General features: G+C 53.7%; 23 protein-coding genes, 1 tRNA gene and 1 pseudogene. 21 read left to right on the top strand and 4 right to left on the bottom strand.

Annotated features, from left to right (window positions below):
* Positions 1–18 precede the first annotated feature (18 nt).
* From AC0Z7K_RS22770 to AC0Z7K_RS22685, 18 genes are all read left to right on the top strand, one after another.
* Positions 19–95, top strand: a tRNA-Asp gene (locus AC0Z7K_RS22770).
* A gap of 443 nt (positions 96–538) precedes the next feature.
* Positions 539–1,264, top strand: coding sequence for a beta-ketoacyl synthase chain length factor (locus tag AC0Z7K_RS22765; RefSeq protein WP_485616070.1), 726 nt, complete (start codon positions 539–541; stop codon positions 1,262–1,264).
* A gap of 47 nt (positions 1,265–1,311) precedes the next feature.
* Positions 1,312–2,076: a lysophospholipid acyltransferase family protein gene (locus AC0Z7K_RS22760; RefSeq protein ID WP_485616074.1), complete on the top strand. Its 765-nt coding sequence runs from the start codon at positions 1,312–1,314 to the stop codon at positions 2,074–2,076.
* A gap of 3 nt (positions 2,077–2,079) precedes the next feature.
* A complete protein-coding gene (locus AC0Z7K_RS22755; RefSeq protein WP_112169109.1) occupies positions 2,080–2,337 on the top strand; it encodes a phosphopantetheine-binding protein in 258 nt (85 codons plus the stop codon).
* 10 nt (positions 2,338–2,347) lie between these two features.
* Positions 2,348–2,602 (top strand): acyl carrier protein, encoded by a 255-nt coding sequence (locus AC0Z7K_RS22750; RefSeq protein ID WP_112169111.1) that lies wholly within the window; start codon positions 2,348–2,350, stop codon positions 2,600–2,602.
* A gap of 5 nt (positions 2,603–2,607) precedes the next feature.
* Entirely contained in the window at positions 2,608–3,186 is a 579-nt protein-coding gene (locus AC0Z7K_RS22745) for a COG4648 family protein (RefSeq protein ID WP_485616069.1), read from the top strand.
* Positions 3,183–4,520: an AMP-binding protein gene (locus tag AC0Z7K_RS22740; protein WP_485616068.1), complete on the top strand. Its 1,338-nt coding sequence runs from the start codon at positions 3,183–3,185 to the stop codon at positions 4,518–4,520. Before AC0Z7K_RS22745 ends, AC0Z7K_RS22740 begins: the two co-directional genes overlap by 4 nt.
* A complete protein-coding gene (locus tag AC0Z7K_RS22735) occupies positions 4,517–4,861 on the top strand; it encodes a 3-hydroxyacyl-ACP dehydratase FabZ family protein (RefSeq protein ID WP_413529030.1) in 345 nt (114 codons plus the stop codon). Before AC0Z7K_RS22740 ends, AC0Z7K_RS22735 begins: the two co-directional genes overlap by 4 nt.
* Positions 4,858–6,579, top strand: coding sequence for a glycosyltransferase family 2 protein (locus AC0Z7K_RS22730; RefSeq protein WP_485616073.1), 1,722 nt, complete (start codon positions 4,858–4,860; stop codon positions 6,577–6,579). The genes AC0Z7K_RS22735 and AC0Z7K_RS22730 overlap by 4 nt, the downstream gene beginning before the upstream one ends.
* A gap of 1 nt (position 6,580) precedes the next feature.
* Positions 6,581–7,024 carry an acyl-CoA thioesterase gene (locus AC0Z7K_RS22725; RefSeq protein WP_485616067.1) on the top strand — a complete coding sequence of 148 codons (444 nt, stop codon included), beginning with the start codon at positions 6,581–6,583 and terminating at the stop codon, positions 7,022–7,024.
* Positions 7,021–7,626 carry a LolA family protein gene (locus AC0Z7K_RS22720; protein ID WP_485616065.1) on the top strand — a complete coding sequence of 202 codons (606 nt, stop codon included), beginning with the start codon at positions 7,021–7,023 and terminating at the stop codon, positions 7,624–7,626. The genes AC0Z7K_RS22725 and AC0Z7K_RS22720 overlap by 4 nt, the downstream gene beginning before the upstream one ends.
* Positions 7,616–9,922: an MMPL family transporter gene (locus AC0Z7K_RS22715; protein WP_485616063.1), complete on the top strand. Its 2,307-nt coding sequence runs from the start codon at positions 7,616–7,618 to the stop codon at positions 9,920–9,922. The genes AC0Z7K_RS22720 and AC0Z7K_RS22715 overlap by 11 nt, the downstream gene beginning before the upstream one ends.
* Complete coding sequence (locus AC0Z7K_RS22710; RefSeq protein WP_485616061.1) at positions 9,919–10,494, top strand: DUF3261 domain-containing protein; 576 nt, start codon at positions 9,919–9,921, stop codon at positions 10,492–10,494. The genes AC0Z7K_RS22715 and AC0Z7K_RS22710 overlap by 4 nt, the downstream gene beginning before the upstream one ends.
* A gap of 1 nt (position 10,495) precedes the next feature.
* Positions 10,496–11,668 carry a beta-ketoacyl-[acyl-carrier-protein] synthase family protein gene (locus AC0Z7K_RS22705; protein ID WP_485616060.1) on the top strand — a complete coding sequence of 391 codons (1,173 nt, stop codon included), beginning with the start codon at positions 10,496–10,498 and terminating at the stop codon, positions 11,666–11,668.
* Positions 11,665–12,144 carry a hotdog family protein gene (locus tag AC0Z7K_RS22700; protein ID WP_485616059.1) on the top strand — a complete coding sequence of 160 codons (480 nt, stop codon included), beginning with the start codon at positions 11,665–11,667 and terminating at the stop codon, positions 12,142–12,144. The genes AC0Z7K_RS22705 and AC0Z7K_RS22700 overlap by 4 nt, the downstream gene beginning before the upstream one ends.
* Positions 12,141–12,872 carry a 3-ketoacyl-ACP reductase FabG2 gene (locus tag AC0Z7K_RS22695; RefSeq protein WP_485616058.1) on the top strand — a complete coding sequence of 244 codons (732 nt, stop codon included), beginning with the start codon at positions 12,141–12,143 and terminating at the stop codon, positions 12,870–12,872. The genes AC0Z7K_RS22700 and AC0Z7K_RS22695 overlap by 4 nt, the downstream gene beginning before the upstream one ends.
* Positions 12,869–14,098, top strand: a complete 1,230-nt coding sequence (locus AC0Z7K_RS22690; RefSeq protein ID WP_485616057.1) for a beta-ketoacyl-ACP synthase — start codon at positions 12,869–12,871, stop codon at positions 14,096–14,098. The genes AC0Z7K_RS22695 and AC0Z7K_RS22690 overlap by 4 nt, the downstream gene beginning before the upstream one ends.
* Before the next feature lie 3 nt (positions 14,099–14,101).
* Positions 14,102–14,791, top strand: coding sequence for a 4'-phosphopantetheinyl transferase superfamily protein (locus tag AC0Z7K_RS22685; protein WP_485616056.1), 690 nt, complete (start codon positions 14,102–14,104; stop codon positions 14,789–14,791).
* A 110-nt stretch (positions 14,792–14,901) separates the two neighbouring features.
* Here AC0Z7K_RS22685 and yafC read toward each other — a convergent pair whose 3' ends face one another.
* Positions 14,902–15,798, bottom strand: coding sequence for a DNA-binding transcriptional regulator YafC (gene yafC, locus AC0Z7K_RS22680; RefSeq protein WP_485616055.1), 897 nt, complete (start codon positions 15,796–15,798; stop codon positions 14,902–14,904).
* Between the two features lie 161 nt (positions 15,799–15,959).
* On the opposite strand from yafC, the pseudogene AC0Z7K_RS22675 reads away from it, so the two are divergent.
* Together AC0Z7K_RS22675 and AC0Z7K_RS22670 are read left to right on the top strand one after the other, a co-directional pair.
* Positions 15,960–16,040 (top strand): annotated as a pseudogene (locus AC0Z7K_RS22675) (MFS transporter); the annotation flags it as partial.
* A 149-nt stretch (positions 16,041–16,189) separates the two neighbouring features.
* Positions 16,190–16,981 (top strand): endonuclease/exonuclease/phosphatase family protein, encoded by a 792-nt coding sequence (locus tag AC0Z7K_RS22670; protein WP_413529041.1) that lies wholly within the window; start codon positions 16,190–16,192, stop codon positions 16,979–16,981.
* An 81-nt stretch (positions 16,982–17,062) separates the two neighbouring features.
* Here the strand turns inward: AC0Z7K_RS22670 and mltD are convergent, their stop codons facing one another.
* Together mltD and gloB are read right to left on the bottom strand one after the other, a co-directional pair.
* The gene (gene mltD, locus AC0Z7K_RS22665; RefSeq protein WP_485616054.1) at positions 17,063–18,451 is read right to left on the bottom strand and encodes a murein transglycosylase D; all 1,389 of its coding nucleotides are present in this window, start codon (positions 18,449–18,451) and stop codon (positions 17,063–17,065) included.
* A gap of 69 nt (positions 18,452–18,520) precedes the next feature.
* Entirely contained in the window at positions 18,521–19,276 is a 756-nt protein-coding gene (gene gloB, locus AC0Z7K_RS22660) for a hydroxyacylglutathione hydrolase (protein WP_485616053.1), read from the bottom strand.
* 43 nt (positions 19,277–19,319) lie between these two features.
* Here gloB and AC0Z7K_RS22655 point away from each other — a divergent pair, with 43 nt between their 5' ends.
* Positions 19,320–20,045, top strand: a complete 726-nt coding sequence (locus tag AC0Z7K_RS22655) for a class I SAM-dependent methyltransferase (RefSeq protein WP_485616052.1) — start codon at positions 19,320–19,322, stop codon at positions 20,043–20,045.
* Positions 20,046–20,101: 56 nt separating this feature from the next.
* Here AC0Z7K_RS22655 and rnhA read toward each other — a convergent pair whose 3' ends face one another.
* On the bottom strand, positions 20,102–20,569 hold the full coding sequence (rnhA, locus tag AC0Z7K_RS22650) for a ribonuclease HI (protein WP_101079833.1): 468 nt from the start codon (positions 20,567–20,569) through the stop codon (positions 20,102–20,104).
* Positions 20,570–20,576: the final 7 nt, after the last annotated feature.

Below are 20,576 nucleotides of genomic sequence, written 5' to 3'. Positions count from 1 at the left end.
ATGAGTGAAAGAACCGGTGGAGCGGTAGTTCAGTTGGTTAGAATACCTGCCTGTCACGCAGGGGGTCGCGGGTTCGAGCCCCGTCCGTTCCGCCACTAATTGCACAGACCCTGAATCGAAAGATTCAGGGTTTTTTGCATTTGTTTTTCGTGATTTAAGATGTGCATTACCTCTTTGTTTCAATTCTCACGCATTATTTTGAGTAATATCTGTTCAAAACTGACCTGATTGCAGACTACTACTAATCTGATTGCGAAATAATTAAGCCAAATTGAATGCTTAATGATTATTTTCTATTTCAGAATAATTATTATTCGCTATTATTTATGATTGGTCTGGTTAATTATTAAAGGTAGTTCGCGCTATATATCGTCATGATCCAGTTTTTTAAAATCTAATATTCAGTCATAATATATACAACGTTAAAACACGTTAAAGAAATTTTCGATCCGCTATGACTGGCCGATAGATTGCAGATGCAACGCTCAATCAAATATCATAAAGTCGTAGCTCGGCAAATTCATAAAGATAACTCATCATGAAATTTTCACTGGATATACTTGACTGGCGGGCTCTCGCTCCGGGAATCGACAGTTGCGAAAACTGGATCCAGTGGGCTAATCAGCCTGATATCAATATGTTTTCCGGGGAATTTCCGAAAACGTCCCACATCCCGATGATGTCTGCGCGGCGTATGAGTATCGGTAGCCGACTGGCTGTGAATACAGGGCTCTCATTACTCGCCTCGCATAATATTGATGCTGCCATTTTTACCAGCCGTCACGGTGAGCTCGAACGTACAGGACGAATCCTGCATGTTTTGGCCGATGAACAATCGACTTCTCCAACAGAGTTCTCGATGTCGGTACATAATACAGCTGCCGGCTGGCTGACGATTATTAGTAAGGATCCGCTGCCAGTCACCTCACTGGCGGCAGGTGACGACAGTTTTCAGCAGGGTTTACTCGAAGCACAATCGATGCTTGCTGGCGGTGCTCGCCGGGTAATGCTGATTGACTTTGAAGGTGAAATACCGCCGATGTATGACAAATCGGTGAATTCTGAGTTTTTACCTTATGCTGTAGGAATAATATTAACCGCGGGTGATACATTGCAATGTAGCAACGTACTCTCTCCGGGTGATATTCATGTGGTTACCCTTCCTCAGAGCTTGCAATTCCTGCGGGGTTACCTTACATCGTCTCCTAACTTTAATGTCAATGCGGATAAACGTCGCCGCTGGCAATGGGTGCGTACTTTGTGAGAAACGTCTCTGTATTGCCCTGCGAAGTTTCTTCCCTTGCGAACAGGATGTGGCGATGGGCCGCGACAGGCTTCTTTTTCGCGCTTTTCGGAATTGGCGGGCTGTTGCTTTCAATCATATGGTTTAACCTGTTGCGGCTGATCGTCCGTCAGCCGGAGAGGTTGCACCGTATGACATTGAACAGTATTCGTAACAGTTTCCGTTTTTTCCTTGGCGGATTACGAATGTTTGGGGTGATGGATTATCGGTTTATCGGCGATGATAAGTTTGAGCAGGATGCCGGTTGTCTGGTCGTTGCAAACCACCCAAGCCTTCTCGACTATGTGATCCTTGCGTCGCGTATGCCACGCTGTGACTGCATTGTGAAGCAGGCTTTATTGCAGAACCCTTTTCTGCGCGGCGTTATTAAAGCGGCGGGGTATCTGGTGAATGCAGGTTCGGATGCTTTGTTACTGGCGTGCGAGGCACGTTTGCAGGCGGGGGGAACGTTATTAATATTCCCCGAGGGAACGCGCTCTTTGCCCGGCCAGCCGATGACTCTGCAACGTGGGGCCGCGAACATAGCGTTACGAGCGGGGAGCGATGTGCGGATTGTGCATATCTCCTGCCATCCGCCGATGCTGACTAAGCATGGGAAGTGGTATGAAATACCGCCCGTTAAACCTCAATTTGTCATTACGATTGCCGATAAAGTGAAAGCTATGGATTTTTTGGATGACCATGACCTTTCACCGGCCTTAGCCGCCAGACGCCTGACAGAGCATTTACGCACAGAGCTGATGGGCTGTAATATTCAAGATAACGAGAAATAAGCCATGGATTCATTAAGTCACGAGATAAAAGAACTGATCATTACAACCCTCAATCTGGAGGGAATGACGCCGGATGAGATAGAGACAGAGGCGCCGCTTTTCGGTGATGGTTTGGGACTCGATTCTATTGATGCTCTTGAATTAGGTTTGGCTTTTAAAAAGCAATACGGCGTGACCCTTTCGGCAGAAAGCCAGGAAATGCGGCAGCATTTTTATTCTGTAGAAAGCCTCGCCCGGTTTATATCAGTGCAGCGTGGTTAAAGAGAGTCCTATGCAGAAGCAAGAAATTTATCAGCAAATTAGCGAGTTATTAATCAAGCTGTTTGAAGTGGACGAAAGTGATATCAAACCAGATGCTAAATTATATGAAGATCTGGAATTAGACAGCATTGATGCTGTGGATTTGGTTGTTCATTTGCAAAAAACCACCGGCAGAAAGATTAAGCCAGAAATGTTTAAGTCAGTGCGCACCGTTCAGGACGTCGTGGATGCCATTGATGAATTACTTAACACGCCCGCTGAGTAACTGGCGTGTCTAAGGTCCGGGACTCTGTCGCCTCGATTATCCGATGGGTAACCATCCTGGCGATAGTTGCCTATCCGATAGCCGTTTGGTGCGGATTGAAAACCTGGGGGATGGGGATTCTTGCCCCGCTGCTTGGCAGCGTTTTTATTCTACGTTTGCTGACTTTTCGCGGAAAGCTCAGCCAGCTGACTTTTTTTGGTAAAGCGATCGCAATAGCGGGCATTGCTCTGGTGGCTATCAGCGTTTTGTTACGCGAAACCTCCCTGTTGTTGTATTACCCGGTCGCGGTAAATTTATTGCTGTTCATTTTATTTTCTAGTTCATTACGGGCAAGGCAATCAATTGTGGAACGTCTTGCCCGGCTCAGTGAACCGGATTTACCGCCCGCAGGGGTGAGGTATACCCGACGCGTCACGCAAGTCTGGTGCATCTTCTTTGTGTTCAATGGTTCTCTGGCTTTATATAGCTGCCTTAATGGCGATGTGGATCTTTGGGCGCTTTATAACGGCGGGATCAGTTATCTGCTAATTGGCTTATTAATGGGTATTGAATGGACAGTCAGAAAGCGTCTGCAGCGGTTATGACCCTTCCAATGAGCCAATGGCTAAGTGCGCAAAGAGCTGATGATCATCTGGTCGCATGGAGCGAAAGCCGGGAATGGCGTCAGAACGAATTCCGTCGTGATGTCTTGTCGCTGATCACGAAACTACACGCCTTACCGTCGTTGCGCTGGGCAGTGTGTCTGGAAGATAACTATGCATTTGCCGTTACGCTGTTGGCGCTTCTCTACAGTCGTAAAACGCCGGTGTTGCCCGGCCATTTTCGCCAGGCCGTGCTGGCTGAACAGCGGGATGAATTCGATGCGCTGATCACCGATCTTCCGCTTGAGCTGGATTGCCCTACGCTCACCTATCCCGGTGAGACAGCAACTTTTCTTTCTCCTTTGCCCGAATGGCCATGCAACGCATCGCTGATTTTATTTACGTCGGGATCGACCGGTAAACCGCAAAAAATTATAAAACCGGTGGCCAGTCTGGAACGCGAAAGTCAGTGGCTCGCCGCACTCTGGGGCGAAGATCTCGACGGCGCGTATTTTGCCGCCACCGTTGCCCCGCACCACATGTATGGTCTGACATTCGCTTTTATGTTGCCACTGTCTCTGGGGGTTCCGTTCTGTGCGAGAAGTATTGAGTACCACGAGCAATTGCAGACTCTTGCGCTCGCCCGTTCAATAGTGCTTACCAGCAGCCCGGCATTTCTCACGCGGCTGGATCCCTCACTGGCAACCGCAAAGTTGCGGAAAATTTTTTCGGCAGGTGGACCGCTGACGCGAGACGCCGCGGTATTAGCTAAATCCACCTGCGATTGTGTTCCCGTAGAAATCTATGGCACCACCGAGACGGGGGTCATTGCGCACCGTCTGCCGGATGCTCCCTGGACGCTATTCGACGATATACATTTTAGCCACCGCGCTGACGGCTCTCTGACCCTGGTGTCTCCGCTGATCCCGCAAGCAGGCGGCATAATTCTCAGCGATGAGGTCGAAATCCTGCCAGATCAGAGACAATTCAATCTGCTTGGCCGTAAAGATCGGGTAGTGAAGATCGCTGAACAACGGATTTCGTTAAATGAGATTGAACAGCGGCTGTGTGGACTGGTTTTTGTGTCCGAAGCTTGCACATTGACGCTCGAAAAGCAGGGCCGGGTCTGCGTTGCTGCCGTGCTGGTTCTGAGCGCAGCCGGTGAAGAGCAGCGGCGCGAATTCGGGCACAACCCCTTTATCGGCCAACTGCGCCAGACGCTGCGCACATGGCTTTCACCTGTTTCAATCCCACGTTACTGGCGCATTGTTCCAGCTATCCCTGTTAACCAACAAGGCAAACGCGCTGCGGCTGAATTACAGGAAATGTTTTTATGATGATGCCTGAAGTACTGAGCCAGCAAAAAATCAGCGACACCAGCCTGAGCCTTGAACTGCAGCTCTCCGCCGATTTATTCTGGTTCCGTGGCCATTTTCCGTCTTCGCCGATTTTGCCGGGCGTCACGCAGGTCAACTGGGTGATGGATTACGCCAGCGCGCTTCTCGGGCTGGATAAGGTATTTTACGGTATGGAGGTAGTGAAATTTCAGCGTCCATTACTGCCCGGTGAAATCGTTAATGTGCAAATCGACTGGTTGAAAGAAAAACATCGTCTGGTTTTCCGTTACAGCCTCGGCGATGCGGTCGCCAGCAGCGGGAAAATTATCCTATGTCCATGAATCAGCAAGATGAGTTTTCTCCCTGCCTGATTATTCCCTGTTACAACCACGGTGTCATGATGGCGGATGTGCTGGAACGTCTCCGGCCTTTCGATTTGCCTTGTCTGGTGGTGGATGACGGCAGTGATACGGCGACCGCCGATGAACTGCAACGTCTGTGCGCGATGACACCCGGGATGAGCATGACGCGGTTGCCGTCGAATCAGGGCAAGGGCGGGGCGGTGATGGCAGCACTACAGCTGGCGGCGGAGAAAGGTTTTACGCATGCCATTCAGGTCGATGCGGACGGTCAGCATCAGCTGTCAGACGTGCCCGCGATGTTGGCGGAAGCCCGTCACCATCCTGAATGTCTGATCTCCGGCCTGCCGGTATATGATGACAGCGTGCCGAAATCGCGGCTGTACGGTCGTTACATCACCCATTTCTGGGTGTGGGTGGAAACCCTGTCTTTCTCGCTCAGAGACAGCATGTGCGGGTTTCGTGTTTACCCTCTGAGGCCATGTCTGGCGCTGATGGCGAAACACCGTCTGGGGCTGCGGATGGATTTTGATACGGAAATTATGGTTCGCCTTTACTGGCAGGGAACACGCAGCCGCTTCCTGCCGACACGGGTAACTTATCCCGTCGATGGCGTCTCGCATTTCGATGCGGTGAAAGACAACATTAAGATCTCCTGGATGCACACCCGGTTGTTTTTTGGCATGTTGCCACGCATTCCGTTTTTACTGCGCCAGCGGCAAAGTTCGCAGATCAACGAACATTGGTCTGCGACGCCGGAACGTCAGGGATTGTGGGGCATCCGCCTGATGCTTAAAGTTTATCGCCTGCTTGGCTACCGCGCTTTCCGCGTATTGCTTTACCCGGTGATCGGCTACTTCTGGCTGACCGGCCGCACTCAGCGCACGGCTTCGGCCCGCTATCTCGACCGCATACGTGAAACAGCTGCACAGCGCGATATCCCGCTGCCTTATCCGCTCAGCACTTTCCGGCATTTCATGCGATTCGGTGACTCGATGCTGAGTAAACTGGCGAGCTGGCAGGGCGATAATACCCTGACCGATGCGGTGCTGGTGCATCCTGAAATATGCGAGGCGCATATTGCCTCCGGTCGCGGCACACTGATCCTGGCCTCTCATCTGGGCGATATCGAATCCTGCCGCGCCATAGGCGCACTTAATCATCAGATAATCGTTAATGCGCTGGTTTTCACCGATAATGCCGAACGTTTTAATCAAGTGATGAAAGAAATCAACCCGCAGGCGGTGGTGAATCTGATTCAGGTGAGCAGGATGGGGCCGGATACCGCCATCCTTTTGCAGGAAAAGCTTGATGCCGGAGAATGGGTGGCGATCGTCGGCGACCGTACCTCTGCCAGTTCGCATCAGCGCGGTGAACATGCCCGTGTCATCTGGAGTGATTTTCTTGGTAAGCCCGCCGCCTTTGCGCAAGGGCCGTTTATTCTGGTCGCCGCGCTGCGTGCGCCGGTCATGCTGATGTTTGGCATCATGCAGCAGCAGCGTCTGCACATTTATTGTGAGTCTTTTGCCGATCCGCTGATCCTGCCGCGCGACCAGCGTCTGCCCGCCTTACAGGAGGCCGTCGATCGCTACGCCGCTCGTCTGGAGCATTACAGCCTGCTTGCGCCTCATGACTGGTTCAATTTTTATGATTTCTGGCAGCATCCCGCGGATGACGCCTCAGAGAGGAAACCTGACTGATATGACGTCCAAACTTGATCCCCGTTTTAACCAGCCGCGTTTTTCCACCCGCGTTGAAATCACCGTGCCGTTTCATGACGCCGACGCCATGGGCGTGGTCTGGCACGGTAATTATTTCCGTTATCTGGAAATTGCCCGCGAGCAGCTGCTTAAACAGTTCGATTATGGCTATCGCCAGATGCAGGCGTCAGGCTACGTCTGGCCAATTGTCGACACGCGCCTGAAATACATCGCGCCGGTGTTATTTGAACAACGCATAGAAGTCCGCGCGCAGCTGGAGGAGATCGAAAACCGTTTGCGGATCAGTTATCAGATCTTTGATATCGAAACGGGCAAACGCACGACAACCGGCTACACCCTGCAGGTGGCGGTGGATGCGCAAACTAAAGAGATGTGTTTCGTCTCGCCGCAGGTTTTGTTCGATAAAACGGGAGTCAGCCTGTGAAATCGCTTTTGCTCATTCTGCTAACGATTTTCAGCATCACGGCTCAGGCGGTCACGCTGGAGGATTTACAACAGCGTTTCAGCCAGGTGCCGGTTTTGCGCGCCGAATTTGCCCAGCAGCGGACGATCAGCGGGATGGCGCAACCGCTGAAGTCCAGCGGAAACCTGGTCATCGCCCAGCAGCAAGGGTTGTGGTGGCAGCAGGATAAACCTTTCAGCCTGACCTTATTATTGACCGAGAGTCGCATGGTGCAAATCATGGCCGGTCAGGATCCGCAGGTCATCACGGCGGACACCAATCCGCAGATGTTCCAGTTCAATTCGCTGCTCAGTGCCCTTTTTCATGCAGACCGTCGCGTGCTGGAGCAAAATTTCACGATCGGGTTTACTGACCTTGGAAAGGGCGCATGGACGCTGATTCTCACTCCGAAAGTCTCGCCGCTGAACCGTCTGTTCCGCAGCATCCAGCTACATGGCGAAAATTTCCTGAACGAGATTGATATCAACGATATGCAGGGCGACGCGACGCACATCCGCTTCTTCAATCAGAAAACTACGCCAGCCACGCTGACCGATGAAGAGAAACGCCATTTTGCGTCCTGATCTTCATCGCCGCGCGGCACAAGGCTGGCTGCTGATTATTGCGCTGCTGGTGGCGGCGTTATTCTGGCTATTGCCACGCAGCCAGATCAACAGCAGCGTGCTGGCGCTTTTACCTCAGCAGCAGGGAGAAAATATTCCCCAGGCCATATCTGATGGCTTTACTCAGCGTCTCGATCGCCAGCTGATGTGGCTGGTCAGCCCGCCACCGAACGCGGGCGTCGCCCCCCTCAACGACTGGCTGAAGCAACTGCGGGCACTGCCTGAACTGAGTCAGGTGGAAGGGCCGATGGACGCGCAGCACCAGCAGGAATGGGGCAAATTCTTCTATCAGCACCGCAACGCGTTGCTCGACGATGCCACCCGCCAGCGCTTAATGACGGGCGCGCAAGCGCAAAGCCAGTGGATCCTCGGTCAGGTATATTCCGCGTTTGCCGGTGTCAGCGGGAAAGAGCTGACCAACGATCCGTTATTGCTGGTTCGCGCCTCGCAAATGGCACAGCAGCAAAACAGCGGCGGCATGACGCTCGATCAAGGCTGGCTGATGGCCCGCGACAAACAGGGACGCAGCTGGTATTTGCTGCATGGCGAACTGAAAGCCTCGTCGTATGACATCACTACCGGCAAGAAAACCGTCGCCAGCCTGAATGCGGTGAAGCAAGCTTTTGAAGCCCGCTGGCCGGGTGCGCAAGTGCTGGCGCGCGGCACGATTTTTTACAGCAACTACGCCAGCCAGCAGGCTGAACACGATCTTTCCACCCTCGGTATAACGTCGGTTGTCGGTGTCTTCCTGCTGATCTTACTGATGTTCCGCTCAATTCTGCCGATGCTGCTCAGCCTGCTTTCCATCGCGACTGGCGCGCTCGCAGGCACGGTCTTTACGCTGGGGGTGTTTGGCGAAATCCACGTGATGACGCTGGTGCTCAGTACCAGCATCGTAGGAATTTCTGCCGACTACACGCTGTACTTCCTCACTGAGCGGCGCGTCCACGGTGAAAACACTACGCCGCTGGAAAGTCTGAAAAAGCTGTTTCCGGCGTTATCGATGGCGCTGTTGACCACGGTGGCCGCTTATCTGATGCTGCTGATTGCGCCATTCCCCGGCCTGCAACAGCTGGCGGTATTCGCCGCTGCCGGGCTAAGCGCCGCCTGCATTACCGTGATGTGCTGGTATCCCTATTTATCGAAACGTCTGCCAGTCGGCCCGACGCCAGGGCTGGCGCTGATCTTCCGCTGGCTTCTTGCGTGGCGTAGCCGCAACGCGGTGCGTATCGGTCTGCCGGTGGCCATTCTCGCGCTGGCGGCAGGCGGCATTGCACAACTCAAAATCAATGATGATATTGCCGATTTGCAATCCCTGCCCGCCGCGTTACAGCAGCAGGAACAGCAGATTGCCGCGCTGACCGGCCAGACTAACGATCAGAAATGGCTGGTAGTGTACGGCGATAACGCGGAGCAAACGCTGCAACGTCTCGAAGCTTTAAGGCCGAAACTGGCGAAGGCCAAAGCCGATGGCGTGATCGACGGCTACCGGATGATCGGACTGCCGTCGCAGGCGCAACAGAAGCGCGATTTAACACTGCTCACGCAGCGCGCGCCACAGGTTGTGACCGAGTTACAACAGGCGGGCGTCCGTGTACCGACGCCCGATCTCAGCCCGCAAACCGTGGATTCCCAGGCGTGGATTAACAGCGTCGTCAGTCAGGGCTGGCGCCTCTTATGGCTTACCCTGCCGGACGGCCGCAGCGCCACATTAATCCCGGTGAATGGTGTACAAGACAGCGCCGCGATGGGCGCCCTGGCAGCGTCGGAACCGGGTACTGGTTGGATCGACCGCAAAACCGAATTCAGCAGCCTCTTTTCCCAGTACCGCGTATATCTGACCTGGCTACTCGGTCTGGCAGTGGCGGTGATTGCCGCGATTTATCTCTGGCGCTTTCGCCTGCCGCACGGGTTGATTTGTCTGGTGCCAACCGTCCTTTCGCTGGCCATGGGTATCGCGGCGCTGGGCTACAGCGGCCACAGTCTTAATTTATTTTCGTTGCTGGCGCTGATTCTGGTGCTGGGGATTGGCATCAACTACACGCTGTTCTTCACCAATCCGCGCGGGACGCCGACCACATCGATGTTTGCGATTTTTATGGCTGTCGTGACCACATTGCTGACCTTCGGGATGCTGGTCTTCAGCGCCACGCAGGCGATCAGCAGTTTCGGCATAGTGCTGAGTTTTGGCATTCTGACCGCCTTTCTGCTCTCCCCGCTGACCCTGCCGGTTAAAAAAAGAGGACGTAAAAAATGACCCGATTCACTTTCCCGGCACTGGTTTTTCTGATGCTTACCCTTAGCGGCTGCGCGACTCCACCTCCTGCACAAACGCTGCCACAAGCCTGGCTGAAACCCGGCGTACAGGTGAAATTGCCGTCGCCGCAGCTGGCAACACCGGTGAGTCAACAGCAGTTGCTGACCGCCACCGTGAAGGGCAAACAACAGTCGTTGCTGGTTCTGCTTAACGCCGATGGAAAATCATTGCAGCTGGCGGGTCTCTCACCGCTTGGGATCCGCCTGTTCAAATTGGTCTACGATCAACAGGGGATCCACACCGAACAGGCGATAAAGATCGACGGTTTGCCTCCGGCAAATCAGGTTCTGGCCGATATTATGTTCAGCTACTGGCCGGCAGAAAGCTGGCAGCCGCTGTTGCCGTCAGGCTGGCAACTGAAAGATGACCCGCTGCGCCGCACGTTATTAGATAACCACGGCAATACGATCACCCGCATCGACTACCTGCCGAAGGGCAATACGCGTCAGCCGGTGTCGATCGCCCAGCAGGCTTTTCACTACCAGATAACCATCCAGAATGTCGGTGACTAACATGATTTACTTTTCGGCCGTGGGCATGGTGAATGCGCTGGGCAATGACGTTGCGCAGATTGCACAAAGTCTTACGACGGGCAGTGCGCCGGGTATGACTTTGCAGGAAGGCTGGCTGACGGAAAACCGTCCCGTCTGGCTCGGCGCGGTCACCGCCGATTTGCCTGCGATCCCGACCGGTCTCCTGTCGCACCGCAGCCGCAACAATCAGCTTTTACTGGCCGCGCTGGCGCAGATAGAAACACAGATCCACGCGGCGATCGCCCAATACGGCAAAGATCGCGTTGCGGTGATCATGGGGACCAGTACGTCTGGAATTGCCGAGGGCGAAGAGGCCGTGCTCTATTTACACCAGCACGGTGAATTCCCACTGGGTTACGATTATTCCCAACAGGAACTTGGCGATCCTTCGCAGTTTATGGCTGAATTTTTGGATCTGAGCGGGCCGGCTTACACACTTTCCACTGCGTGCTCGTCCAGCGCGCGGGCGATCATCAGCGGAAAGCGGCTGATCGAATCCGGGCTGGTGGATGCGGCTATCGTCGGGGGGGCAGACAGCCTGTGCCGGATGCCGTTAAACGGCTTTAACAGTCTCGAATCTTTGTCGCACGGGCAATGTACGCCGTTCGGGCAAAACCGCGACGGCATTAATATTGGCGAAGCCGCTGCGCTTATCCTGCTGACCGGGAAACCGGATGACGTGGCGCTGCTGGGTGTGGGTGAATCCTCCGATGCGTGGCACATGTCTGCGCCGCACCCGGAAGGGCTGGGGGCTGAACGCGCTATCAACATGGCGCTGAACATGGCCGGGTTGATAGCGGATGATGTGGGTTATATCAACGCGCACGGCACCGCGACGCCGCTTAACGATCAGGTTGAGGCCGCCGTTATCCATCGTTTGTTCGGTGGTCGTACGCCGTGCAGTTCGACTAAACACCTTACCGGCCACACGCTGGGAGCGGCGGGCGCGACTGAGGCGGCGCTGAGCTGGCTTATCATTACGCAGAATCTAAGTCTGCCGCATCAGGATTTCGCGCTGACGCCGCGTGACGCCAGCCTGCCGGACATCTGGCTGGCAGAAGCCGGAGAGCCACTCGTCAAACCGGTTATCCTGTCCAACTCCTTCGCCTTTGGTGGGAACAATGCCAGCATTCTGATCGGAAGGCCGTCATGAGCACTCAACATGCTGCGCAATTCTTACCTCATGCCGCGCCGATGGTGCTGCTGGAAACCGTGATTGAAGTCACCACTGAAACCGCGCGGTGCAGCGTGAACGTTTCGAAAGACAGCGTGCTCGCGCCGTTTCTCAATGCGCAGGGCGCGCTGCCTGCCTGGTACGCTCTTGAACTGATTGCACAGACGATTGGCGTATGGAGCGGCTGGCATGGTGCGCACTCCGGCGAATCGCCGCAGTTAGGCATGCTGCTCGGCGGGCGGGGTCTGAAATGCACTGTGTCCGAATTTGCGGCAGGCAGTGAATTAGTGATCGACGTATCCATGGTATTACGTGATGAAAAAATCGCGAGCTTTGAAGGTGTTATCAGTATTAAGGGCGAACAAGACAACCTCCAGGTTGCCAAAGGACGGCTGAATACGTATCAGCCAGACAAGGATGAAATAATAAAATTAACTCAGGGGATGCAGGAATGACGCGTTCAGTATTAGTCACCGGCGCCAGTAAAGGGATCGGCAAAGCCATTGCCATTCAGCTGGCGAAAGACGGTTTTTTGGTAGCGATTCACTACCACAGCGATAAAACAGGTGCAGAAAGTACCTTGCAGCAGATCACTGAGTCCGGCGGTAACGGGCGCATTGTGCAGTTTGATATCAGTCAGCGCGCGCAGTGTCGTGAAGTGATTGAGGCGGATATTGAGGCTCACGGCGCGTATTACGGCGTGGTCAATAATGCGGGCATCACCCGTGATGCGGCATTTCCGGCGCTGACTGACGAAGACTGGGACGGCGTGATCCACACTAATCTCGACAGCTTCTACAACGTTTTACATCCCTGCGTAATGCCGATGATCGGTCTGCGCCAGGGCGGTCGTATTATCGCGCTTTCCTCGGTTTCTGGTATCACCGGCAACCGCGGGCAGGTCAATTACAGCGCGGCCAAAGCCGGCATTATCGGTGCCTGCAAAGCGCTGTCGCTGGAGCTGGCGAAACGCAAAATAACCGTCAACTGCATTGCACCTGGGCTGATTGATACCGGTATGCTCGACATGGAAAAACCGGCGCTCGACGCCGCCATGGGGATGATCCCGCTTAAACGTATGGGCAGCGCCGATGAAGTTGCGGGGCTGGCCAGCTATCTGATGTCGGACATCGCCGGTTACGTTACCCGTCAGGTGATATCCATCAACGGAGGCATGGTATGACGCATCGCGTGGTGGTCACCGGGATGAAAGGGATTACGGCGTTTGGCAACCACTGGGCCGACGTCAGTGCACGTCTGCTACAGGGGCGCAACGCTGTTCGCCACATGGACGAATGGCTGGTTTATCAGGGGCTGAATACGCATCTCGGCGCGCCGGTCGATGATTTTGTGGTGCCTGCGCACTACACGCGAAAACGCATCCGCTCGATGGGGCGCGTTTCGCTGCTTTCCACCCGTGCGGTCGAACTGGCGCTGGAACAGGCCGGTTTACTCGATGACCCGATCCTGACCGACGGCGAAACCGGCATTGCGTTTGGATCGTCTACCGGCAGCACCGGCCCGGTCAGCGAATTCGCGACCATGCTGACGGAAAAGCACACCAATAACATCACCGGCACAACCTACGTGCAGATGATGCCGCACACCACGGCGGTTAACGCCGGTTTGTTCTTTGGCCTGAAAGGGCGGGTGATCCCGACCTCCAGCGCCTGCACTTCGGGGAGCCAGGCCATCGGCTACGCCTATGAAGCCATCAAACACGGTTATCAGACCGTGATGGTAGCAGGAGGCGCAGAAGAGCTGTGTCCCTCAGAAGCGGCTGTATTTGATACCTTATTCGCCACCAGCCAGCAGAACGATCATCCTGAACGTTCACCCCGTCCGTTTGATGCACAGCGTGATGGGCTGGTGATTGGTGAAGGCGCAGGCGCGCTGATCCTCGAATCTCTTGAACACGCACAGGCGCGCGGTGCGACGATTTATGCAGAAATCGTCGGGTTTGCCACTAACTGCGACGCGGCACATATTACGCAGCCACAGCAATCGACGATGCAAATTTGCATCGAAAAATCGCTGAAAAATGCCGGTATTCCGGCGGCTGAGATCGGTTACATCAGTGCACACGGCACGGCAACCGATCGCGGTGATATCGCCGAAAGTCAGGCGACAGCAGCGGTCTTTGGCGACAGAACGCCAATCTCATCGCTGAAAAGTTATTTCGGCCATACGCTCGGTGCCTGTGGCGCGCTGGAAGCCTGGATGTCGCTGGAAATGATGCGTGAAGACCGGTTTGTGCCGACAATCAACCTGACGCAGCCGGATCCGCTGTGCGGCGAACTCGATTACATCATGAGCGAATCGCGGCATATTCAGACTGAGTTTATTCAGTCGAATAACTTTGCCTTCGGCGGTATTAACACGTCGCTGGTCTTCCGCCGCTGGCCGTAACGGATGACTGCCGCGCGTCTGGTTACCGCCTCGCTGGATGACCGCTTTTCGCTGTCACGGTTGCCTGATGATCTTATTGTTCAAAGTGATAGCATGAACGCCGCCCGCCGCCAGCAATGGCTTGCGGGCAGAGCGTTGCTGGCCGAAGCGATGTTTACTTTCACCGGTTGTGAAATGCTACCTGAGATGCAGATTTCGCCGCAGGGCAAACCTTCTTTTTTCGAACCTTCTCTTCCTTATTTCTCCCTCAGCCACAGTAAAAATTGCCTGCAACTGGTGCTCTGCACCGCAGGGGAAACTGGTTGTGATGTCGAGCAAATGCGCCCGCGTCCGCGCTATCTGGATATTGCACGGACCGCGTTCAGTAACACTGAATTTCAATGGCTTCTCGGGCAGGCGAATCCGCAGACGGCATTCTGGCAGTTGTGGTGCCTGCGTGAGGCGTGGCTGAAACAGCAGGGTGGCAGCGTCTGGCAGATGGACCGGATCCAGCTCGACCCCGCCGCCGGGCTCTTTACCTCGCAGCCGGATTCCGACAGCCGCTTATGGTGCGGGGCAGATGAGGCGGTGATGACCGCAGTTGCCGTCCCAGGAGGAGCGGGGGCACCGGAGGAATACCGGTTTGACGCGGGATCAGGATTGCTAAATTTGCAGACTCAGCGCGTCTGGGCGCAATTTGTGATGGCGCTTTGAGCGCTCAGTGGAGCGAGAGTATGGAAGCTCGCTGCGCGCGTTCAAAAATCCCCCGAAAGATAAGGCAATCACTGTTATCGAGAAACCGAAACGTTCCTAATCAAGTTGGATTACTTATCAGCTTTAGCGAGCTTTTCGCTTAGAAAATCAATAAAACACCGGATACGGGTACTTACCGCCTGGTCACTGTAATACACCGCATGCAGCGGCATCGCGATCCGCATAACCTCCGGCACCAGCATTTTCACCAGATCCCCACGCTTAACATCATCGTCGGTCATAAAATCCGATAAACAAGCGATACCGTTACCCTCCAGACACAGCCTGCGCAGTGTCTCGCCGCTGCCGGAGCTGATAAACGGCGTAATGGTCAACTGCTGGCCGTCGGCGCACAGCAGCGGCCATTTGTTCAGCGCAATCACTTCGTTAAAGCCCAGACAGCGGTGCTTTAGCAACTCATCAACTCTCTGTGGCGTTCCCCACTTTTTAATGTAAGCGGGAGAGGCGAGTACGCTGCGGTAGCTCAGCATCAGTTTGCGTGCCCGCAGGCTCGAATCCTCGAGTTCGCCGACGCGGATCGCCACATCCACTTTGTGGTCGATCAGATTGATGTTGCTCTCTGAAGAAAACAGCGCCAGCGACATCTTCGGGAAACGTTCAATAAATTCAGCCACCAGCGGCGTGATGACGTGCAGGATAACCGGCGTCGCGGCATCGACGCGTAATAGTCCCTGCGGATCGTCGCGGTTCTCCAGCAAATCATCTTCCGCGGCGGCCATATCATGCAGGATTTTTTGTACGCGGACGAAATACCGCTCGCCTTCGTGGGTCAGGCTGATCTGGCGCGTGGTGCGGTTGAGCAGCGTGATGCCGAGCTTTTGCTCAAGACGTTTCAGCGTCCGGCTAACCACCGAGTTATCCTGACCCAGCTGTTCTGCCGCACGACTGAAACTGCCGCTTTCCACCACGGTGACGAAAGTAATTAACTCCTCAGAACTGGCTCGCATTGTTGTTACTCCAGCATAAATAATTTCATACTTTGGCTATTTATATCATTTAATCACAGGCTCATAATTGCTGCCATCGAATCGAAATTCATTGTGGCCTTCGGCAATATCTGAGGAGGCAAACTGGCAACCGCCACGGTGCAGTAAAAGCCCTGACGATGATCTTCGCCTTCGCTAACGTGCCGGGATTACAGGTTTATATGGTGCAAAAAGCCGAAGAGATCGCACCAAACGCCGTGGATTGGCGTGGTCTATGCTAGCCTGTAGATATGGACAAGTTGTATACCAGTGTAAACAGATTTGGCCTGAGCTTTTGCGGGCGTATACTGAACGTTCGCTGAGAGAACGTCTCTCATATAGCATCAATAAAATGGGTGAACAGGCGATTAGCGTGCGAAAAAAAACATATGCAATGAGGTATGTCGCAGGTCAGCCCGCTGAGCAAATCTTTCCGGGAGCCCTCGCACACTTGGGGCCGGATTTGCCGCCGGGCGCGGCGCTGCCCAACTCGAATATTTTGCACGTCATGGTGTGGAATATCTTCAAACAACAACGTGCTGACTGGCTGTCAGTACTGCGGGATTTCGGCAAAGATGCCCAACTGGTGTTACTTCAGGAGGCACAAACTACGCCGGAACTGATCCGCTACGCCACGTCCAATTATCTGGCTGCCGATCAGGTACCCGCGTTCATGCTGCCTCAGCACCCCTCTGGCGTGATGACGCTGTCCGCTGCACATCCAGTCTACTGCTGTCCGCTGCGTGAGCGTGAGCCGCTTCTGAGGCTCGCTAAATCGGCACTCGTCACAGTGTACCCGCTGTTAGACGGTCGTTTACTGATGGTTGTGAACATTCACGCGGTGAATTTCAGTCTGGGTATCGACGTTTACAGCAAGCAGCTCGAGCCGATTGGCGAACAGATCGCAAACCATAGAGGGCCGGTGATCATGGCGGGAGATTTCAACGCCTGGAGCAAGCAGCGTATTAACGCGCTGTTCGGCTTTGCGGGTAATATTCATCTGGAGGAAGTGCGTTTCCCTGCCGATTACCGTAAACGCGCCTTCGGCAGGCCGCTGGATTTCATCTTCTATCGCGACTTAAGCGTCACCAACGCCTCGGTAATGGAAACCCGCGCCTCAGACCATAATCCGCTGCGGGTGGAGTTTCTGGCCGGTACTCCGTAAGTTAAGTAACAGCATCCTGCAAAAAAAGCATAAAAAAAAGCACCCGGAATGTTCAGGGTGCTTTTTTATGGTCGGAACCTGTCAGGTCTCCGGGCTCATTTTGTTGCTAACAAACAGCGTTAGCTTTTTGCCCGGCTGGAGGTTGTCCGCTGTCGCGTTCCAGCGCATCACATCTTTGATGTTGACGCCGTGACGCCTGGCAATGCTCGACAACGAATCGCCCTTACGTACCTGATACGTGATGCTGCCACCGTTCGCACTGGTATTACTGACGCTGTTATCCGCCACCTGCAGTGTTTGCCCAACTTTTAACGCGCCTGCTGAGCGCAAATTGTTCCAACGCTGTAGATCACGGGTCTTCACATTCAGCCGGGCTGCAATACTGGACAATCTGTCGCCAGGGCGAACTTTGTACTGTTTTGCACCTGACGGAGTGTTGCTGGCCAGTTGGGTTTTCTGCACTGCGGCGATATCGCCATCAGCCAGAGAATCCTTTAACTGGTCGGCATGCGCCTTCGGCAGAACAATGTAATGCGGGCCATTCGGCGCGGTTACATTTTTCTTGTAGCCAGTGTTAAACGACTTCAGCTTGGTCAGGGACATGCCTGCCATTTCCGCCGCTTGTGTCAATTGCATCTGCTGTCCGATTTCAACACGCGCCAGTGCGCGGTCTTCACTCGGTTTCGGCAAACGAATTCCATACTTCTTGTTATTTTTTAACAAATCGCTAAGCGCCAGCATCTTAGGGATGTAAATCGTCGTTTCACGAGGAAGCGACAGTGACCAAAAATCAGTCGGTAGTCCCTTTGCTTTATTCGCTTTAACCGCTTGCATTACGCGACCTTCACCACTGTTATACGCAGCAACGGTCAGTAACCAGTCACCGCCAAACATTTTGTTCAGGCGTTGTAACATATCAAGCGCAGCAGTTGTCGAAGCCACAACATCGCGGCGTCCGTCATACCACTGGTTTTGTTTCAAACCATAGTTCCGACCCGTCTGCGGCACAATCTGCCACAACCCGGCAGCGTTAGCTGACGAAGTTGCTTTGGGGTCAAAAGCGCTCTCCACTATGGGTAGCAGTACCAGTTCCATCGGCATATTACGTTTCTTAATCTGCTCGGTGATCCAGTACATGTACGGCTCTGCCCGTAATGTTACATCGTGGAGATAGCTCTTATGCTTTAAATATATAACTCTTTGCTCGCGGATCCGGGGGTTATCCGGAACCTTCATCTTCAGCTCGTCGCCAATGAAGTTCCACAAATTTTGCTGAGAGGCTGCGTCGTTTCCATTCAACCATCCCCCAGAGGCCGCTCGGCCATCACCTGTGAACTGTCTTGCTTCTTCACTTTGACTTGCTGAAGACAAACTCTGCGCATATTGCTCGGGTTCTTGCGCGCCCTGCCTGGACGCCTGGCAACCCGTGAGCAACATGGAGGCGATTATTAGGATCGCATATGCCTTCATGTGTGTGTCATAGTTGCTTAAAAGACGAGCGATAATACTTTGCTTACGCCAAAAACACAACCTTTGGGTTCAGAAGCTATCTTTCAGAGCCCTTAAATGGGCGAAAACATGCCAGGCAGGTTTTAACGGATCGTTAAGGTTTAATTTGTTTTGTAAATCAATATCATCGCAACGTAAAAATAGGTTAATTTTACGCTCCAGACCGAGGGTTGAAGGCAGGGAAGATTGTCCCTTTTCACGCATTTGTTGCACTTTGTGCTCATGAGAATAAATATCATCATCGGCCGGTAAAACGGACCGTGCAAACTTAAGGTTTGAGAGAGTATATTCATGAGCAGCACAGATTAAAGTTTCATCAGGCAGTGCAGCTAACCGTTGAAACGACTGGTACATTTGCTCGGGCGTCCCTTCGAACAAACGACCGCATCCGGCGGAAAACATCGTGTCTCCACAGAACAGATAAGGCGCGCTATAGTATGAAATGTGACCTGATGTGTGTCCTGGCGTAGCAAAGATCTGCCATTTGAGACCGCCGATTTCCACTTTTTCGCCATCTTTAAGACTAATCTGACGAAATTTGTTCTCCGTTTCGTGAGGTCCGTACACTTTCAGAGCAGGAAAATGGCTGCAAATCTCGTTTACGCCATCAACATGGTCATGATGATGATGGGTCAGCAGGATGGCCGTCGGGGTTAAATTGTTCGATTTTAGCGCGGCTAATACCGGCGCGGCTTCGCCCGGATCGACAATCAGACAATGCCCTTGCTGGTCATCGAGCAACCAAATGTAATTGTCCTGCAACGCAGGAATGCTGATAAGATTCATGGCAACCTCTCTTTGGCAACTGCTTGAAAGAAGATAATAAAATATGCGACCCGCCCGCGCCCGTAAGAACATTGTTGCTCCGGCTTCATGGGATGAAATCCCGTGCGGCGACTACTACCGTGCCGCGCTTGAGCAACAACTGCAACCCTGGTGGGGGAAACTCTACGGTTTTCACCTGCTAAAAATCGGCGCATTAAGTGCCGAACTCAACGCCGAAGCCTGTCCTATATCGCATCAGGTGAATTTTGCCTCGCAGGGCGAGGGGCTGCATGTCAGGGGCGATCCCTATTATTTACCCTTCGCCGCGAAATCCGTCGATGCCTGCCTGCTCAGCCATACGCTGGCCTATGCCGAAGACCCCCACCGCATTCTGCGTGAAGTCGACAGGGTACTTATCGATGACGGCTGGATAGTGCTGAGCAACTTTAATCCGCTAAGCCTGCTGGGGCTGGGCAAGCTGATGCCATTTTTTCGCAAACGTCAGCCCTACACCAGCCGCCTTTTTACCCAGATGCGTCTGCTCGACTGGCTTTCATTATTGAATTACGAAGTGATGGTTCACCGGCGTTTTCATGTGCTGCCGTGGAAAAAGAACGGTGGAAAGCTGCTGAGCATGCATTTGCCCGCCCTGGGCTGTATGACGCTGATCATCGCCCGTAAGCGCACCTTCCCACTGACGCCAACCGCCAAAAAGGTGCCTGCGCACAAGCAGAAAATCCCGCAGGCCGTCGGTGCGACCCGAAATTATCGGAAAGATCATCGGGACTAAGATTTATGCTCCTTCCCTTCTGGAGAAGGGAAGGATGAGAGGCGGGAAAAACGCAATTAACTTTCGGCTTGATAACCGACATCTTCCAGCGTCGGATTGCCCGCCGCTTCTTTTGCCAGTACGTCACAGCGTTCGTTTTCCGGGTGACCGGCATGGCCTTTTACCCACATCCAGTTCAGCTGATGCGTCTGAATGGCGGCGTCGAGACGCTTCCACAAATCGACGTTTTTTACCGGCTTCTTATCCGCTGTTTTCCAGCCGCGCTTTTTCCAGTTGTGGATCCAGGTAGTTATCCCCTGGCGCACATACTGGCTGTCGGTGCTCAGTGTCACTTCGCACGGCGTGGAAAGCGCTTCGAGTGCCACAATGGCCGCCATCATTTCCATGCGGTTATTAGTGGTCAGCCGGAACCCTGCGCTGAATTCTTTTTCGTGCTGCTTATAGCGTAAAATCGCACCGAAACCGCCGGGGCCGGGATTACCCAGGCAGGAGCCGTCGGTGAAAATTTCTACCTGTTTGGTCATCTCTGGT

The sequence above is a fragment of the Rahnella sp. 1L-D-7-B-C2 genome (genome assembly GCF_057290995.1).
This window is presented reverse-complemented; position numbering and strand designations above follow the sequence as displayed.

Excerpts from the sequence above, each read along its gene's own strand:
- AC0Z7K_RS22765 (WP_485616070.1), top strand. The coding sequence starts at position 539 with ATGAAATTTTCACTGGATATACTTGACTGGCGGGCTCTCGCTCCGGGA.
- AC0Z7K_RS22760 (WP_485616074.1), top strand. The coding sequence starts at position 1,312 with ATGTGGCGATGGGCCGCGACAGGCTTCTTTTTCGCGCTTTTCGGAATT.
- AC0Z7K_RS22755 (WP_112169109.1), top strand. The coding sequence starts at position 2,080 with ATGGATTCATTAAGTCACGAGATAAAAGAACTGATCATTACAACCCTC.
- AC0Z7K_RS22750 (WP_112169111.1), top strand. The coding sequence starts at position 2,348 with ATGCAGAAGCAAGAAATTTATCAGCAAATTAGCGAGTTATTAATCAAG.
- AC0Z7K_RS22740 (WP_485616068.1), top strand. The coding sequence starts at position 3,183 with ATGACCCTTCCAATGAGCCAATGGCTAAGTGCGCAAAGAGCTGATGAT.
- AC0Z7K_RS22735 (WP_413529030.1), top strand. The coding sequence starts at position 4,517 with ATGATGATGCCTGAAGTACTGAGCCAGCAAAAAATCAGCGACACCAGC.
- AC0Z7K_RS22730 (WP_485616073.1), top strand. The coding sequence starts at position 4,858 with ATGAATCAGCAAGATGAGTTTTCTCCCTGCCTGATTATTCCCTGTTAC.
- AC0Z7K_RS22725 (WP_485616067.1), top strand. The coding sequence starts at position 6,581 with ATGACGTCCAAACTTGATCCCCGTTTTAACCAGCCGCGTTTTTCCACC.
- AC0Z7K_RS22710 (WP_485616061.1), top strand. The coding sequence starts at position 9,919 with ATGACCCGATTCACTTTCCCGGCACTGGTTTTTCTGATGCTTACCCTT.
- AC0Z7K_RS22705 (WP_485616060.1), top strand. The coding sequence starts at position 10,496 with ATGATTTACTTTTCGGCCGTGGGCATGGTGAATGCGCTGGGCAATGAC.
- AC0Z7K_RS22700 (WP_485616059.1), top strand. The coding sequence starts at position 11,665 with ATGAGCACTCAACATGCTGCGCAATTCTTACCTCATGCCGCGCCGATG.
- AC0Z7K_RS22695 (WP_485616058.1), top strand. The coding sequence starts at position 12,141 with ATGACGCGTTCAGTATTAGTCACCGGCGCCAGTAAAGGGATCGGCAAA.
- AC0Z7K_RS22690 (WP_485616057.1), top strand. The coding sequence starts at position 12,869 with ATGACGCATCGCGTGGTGGTCACCGGGATGAAAGGGATTACGGCGTTT.
- AC0Z7K_RS22685 (WP_485616056.1), top strand. The coding sequence starts at position 14,102 with ATGACTGCCGCGCGTCTGGTTACCGCCTCGCTGGATGACCGCTTTTCG.
- yafC (WP_485616055.1), bottom strand. The coding sequence starts at position 15,798 with ATGCGAGCCAGTTCTGAGGAGTTAATTACTTTCGTCACCGTGGTGGAA.
- mltD (WP_485616054.1), bottom strand. The coding sequence starts at position 18,451 with ATGAAGGCATATGCGATCCTAATAATCGCCTCCATGTTGCTCACGGGT.
- gloB (WP_485616053.1), bottom strand. The coding sequence starts at position 19,276 with ATGAATCTTATCAGCATTCCTGCGTTGCAGGACAATTACATTTGGTTG.
- AC0Z7K_RS22655 (WP_485616052.1), top strand. The coding sequence starts at position 19,320 with ATGCGACCCGCCCGCGCCCGTAAGAACATTGTTGCTCCGGCTTCATGG.
- rnhA (WP_101079833.1), bottom strand. The coding sequence starts at position 20,569 with ATGACCAAACAGGTAGAAATTTTCACCGACGGCTCCTGCCTGGGTAAT.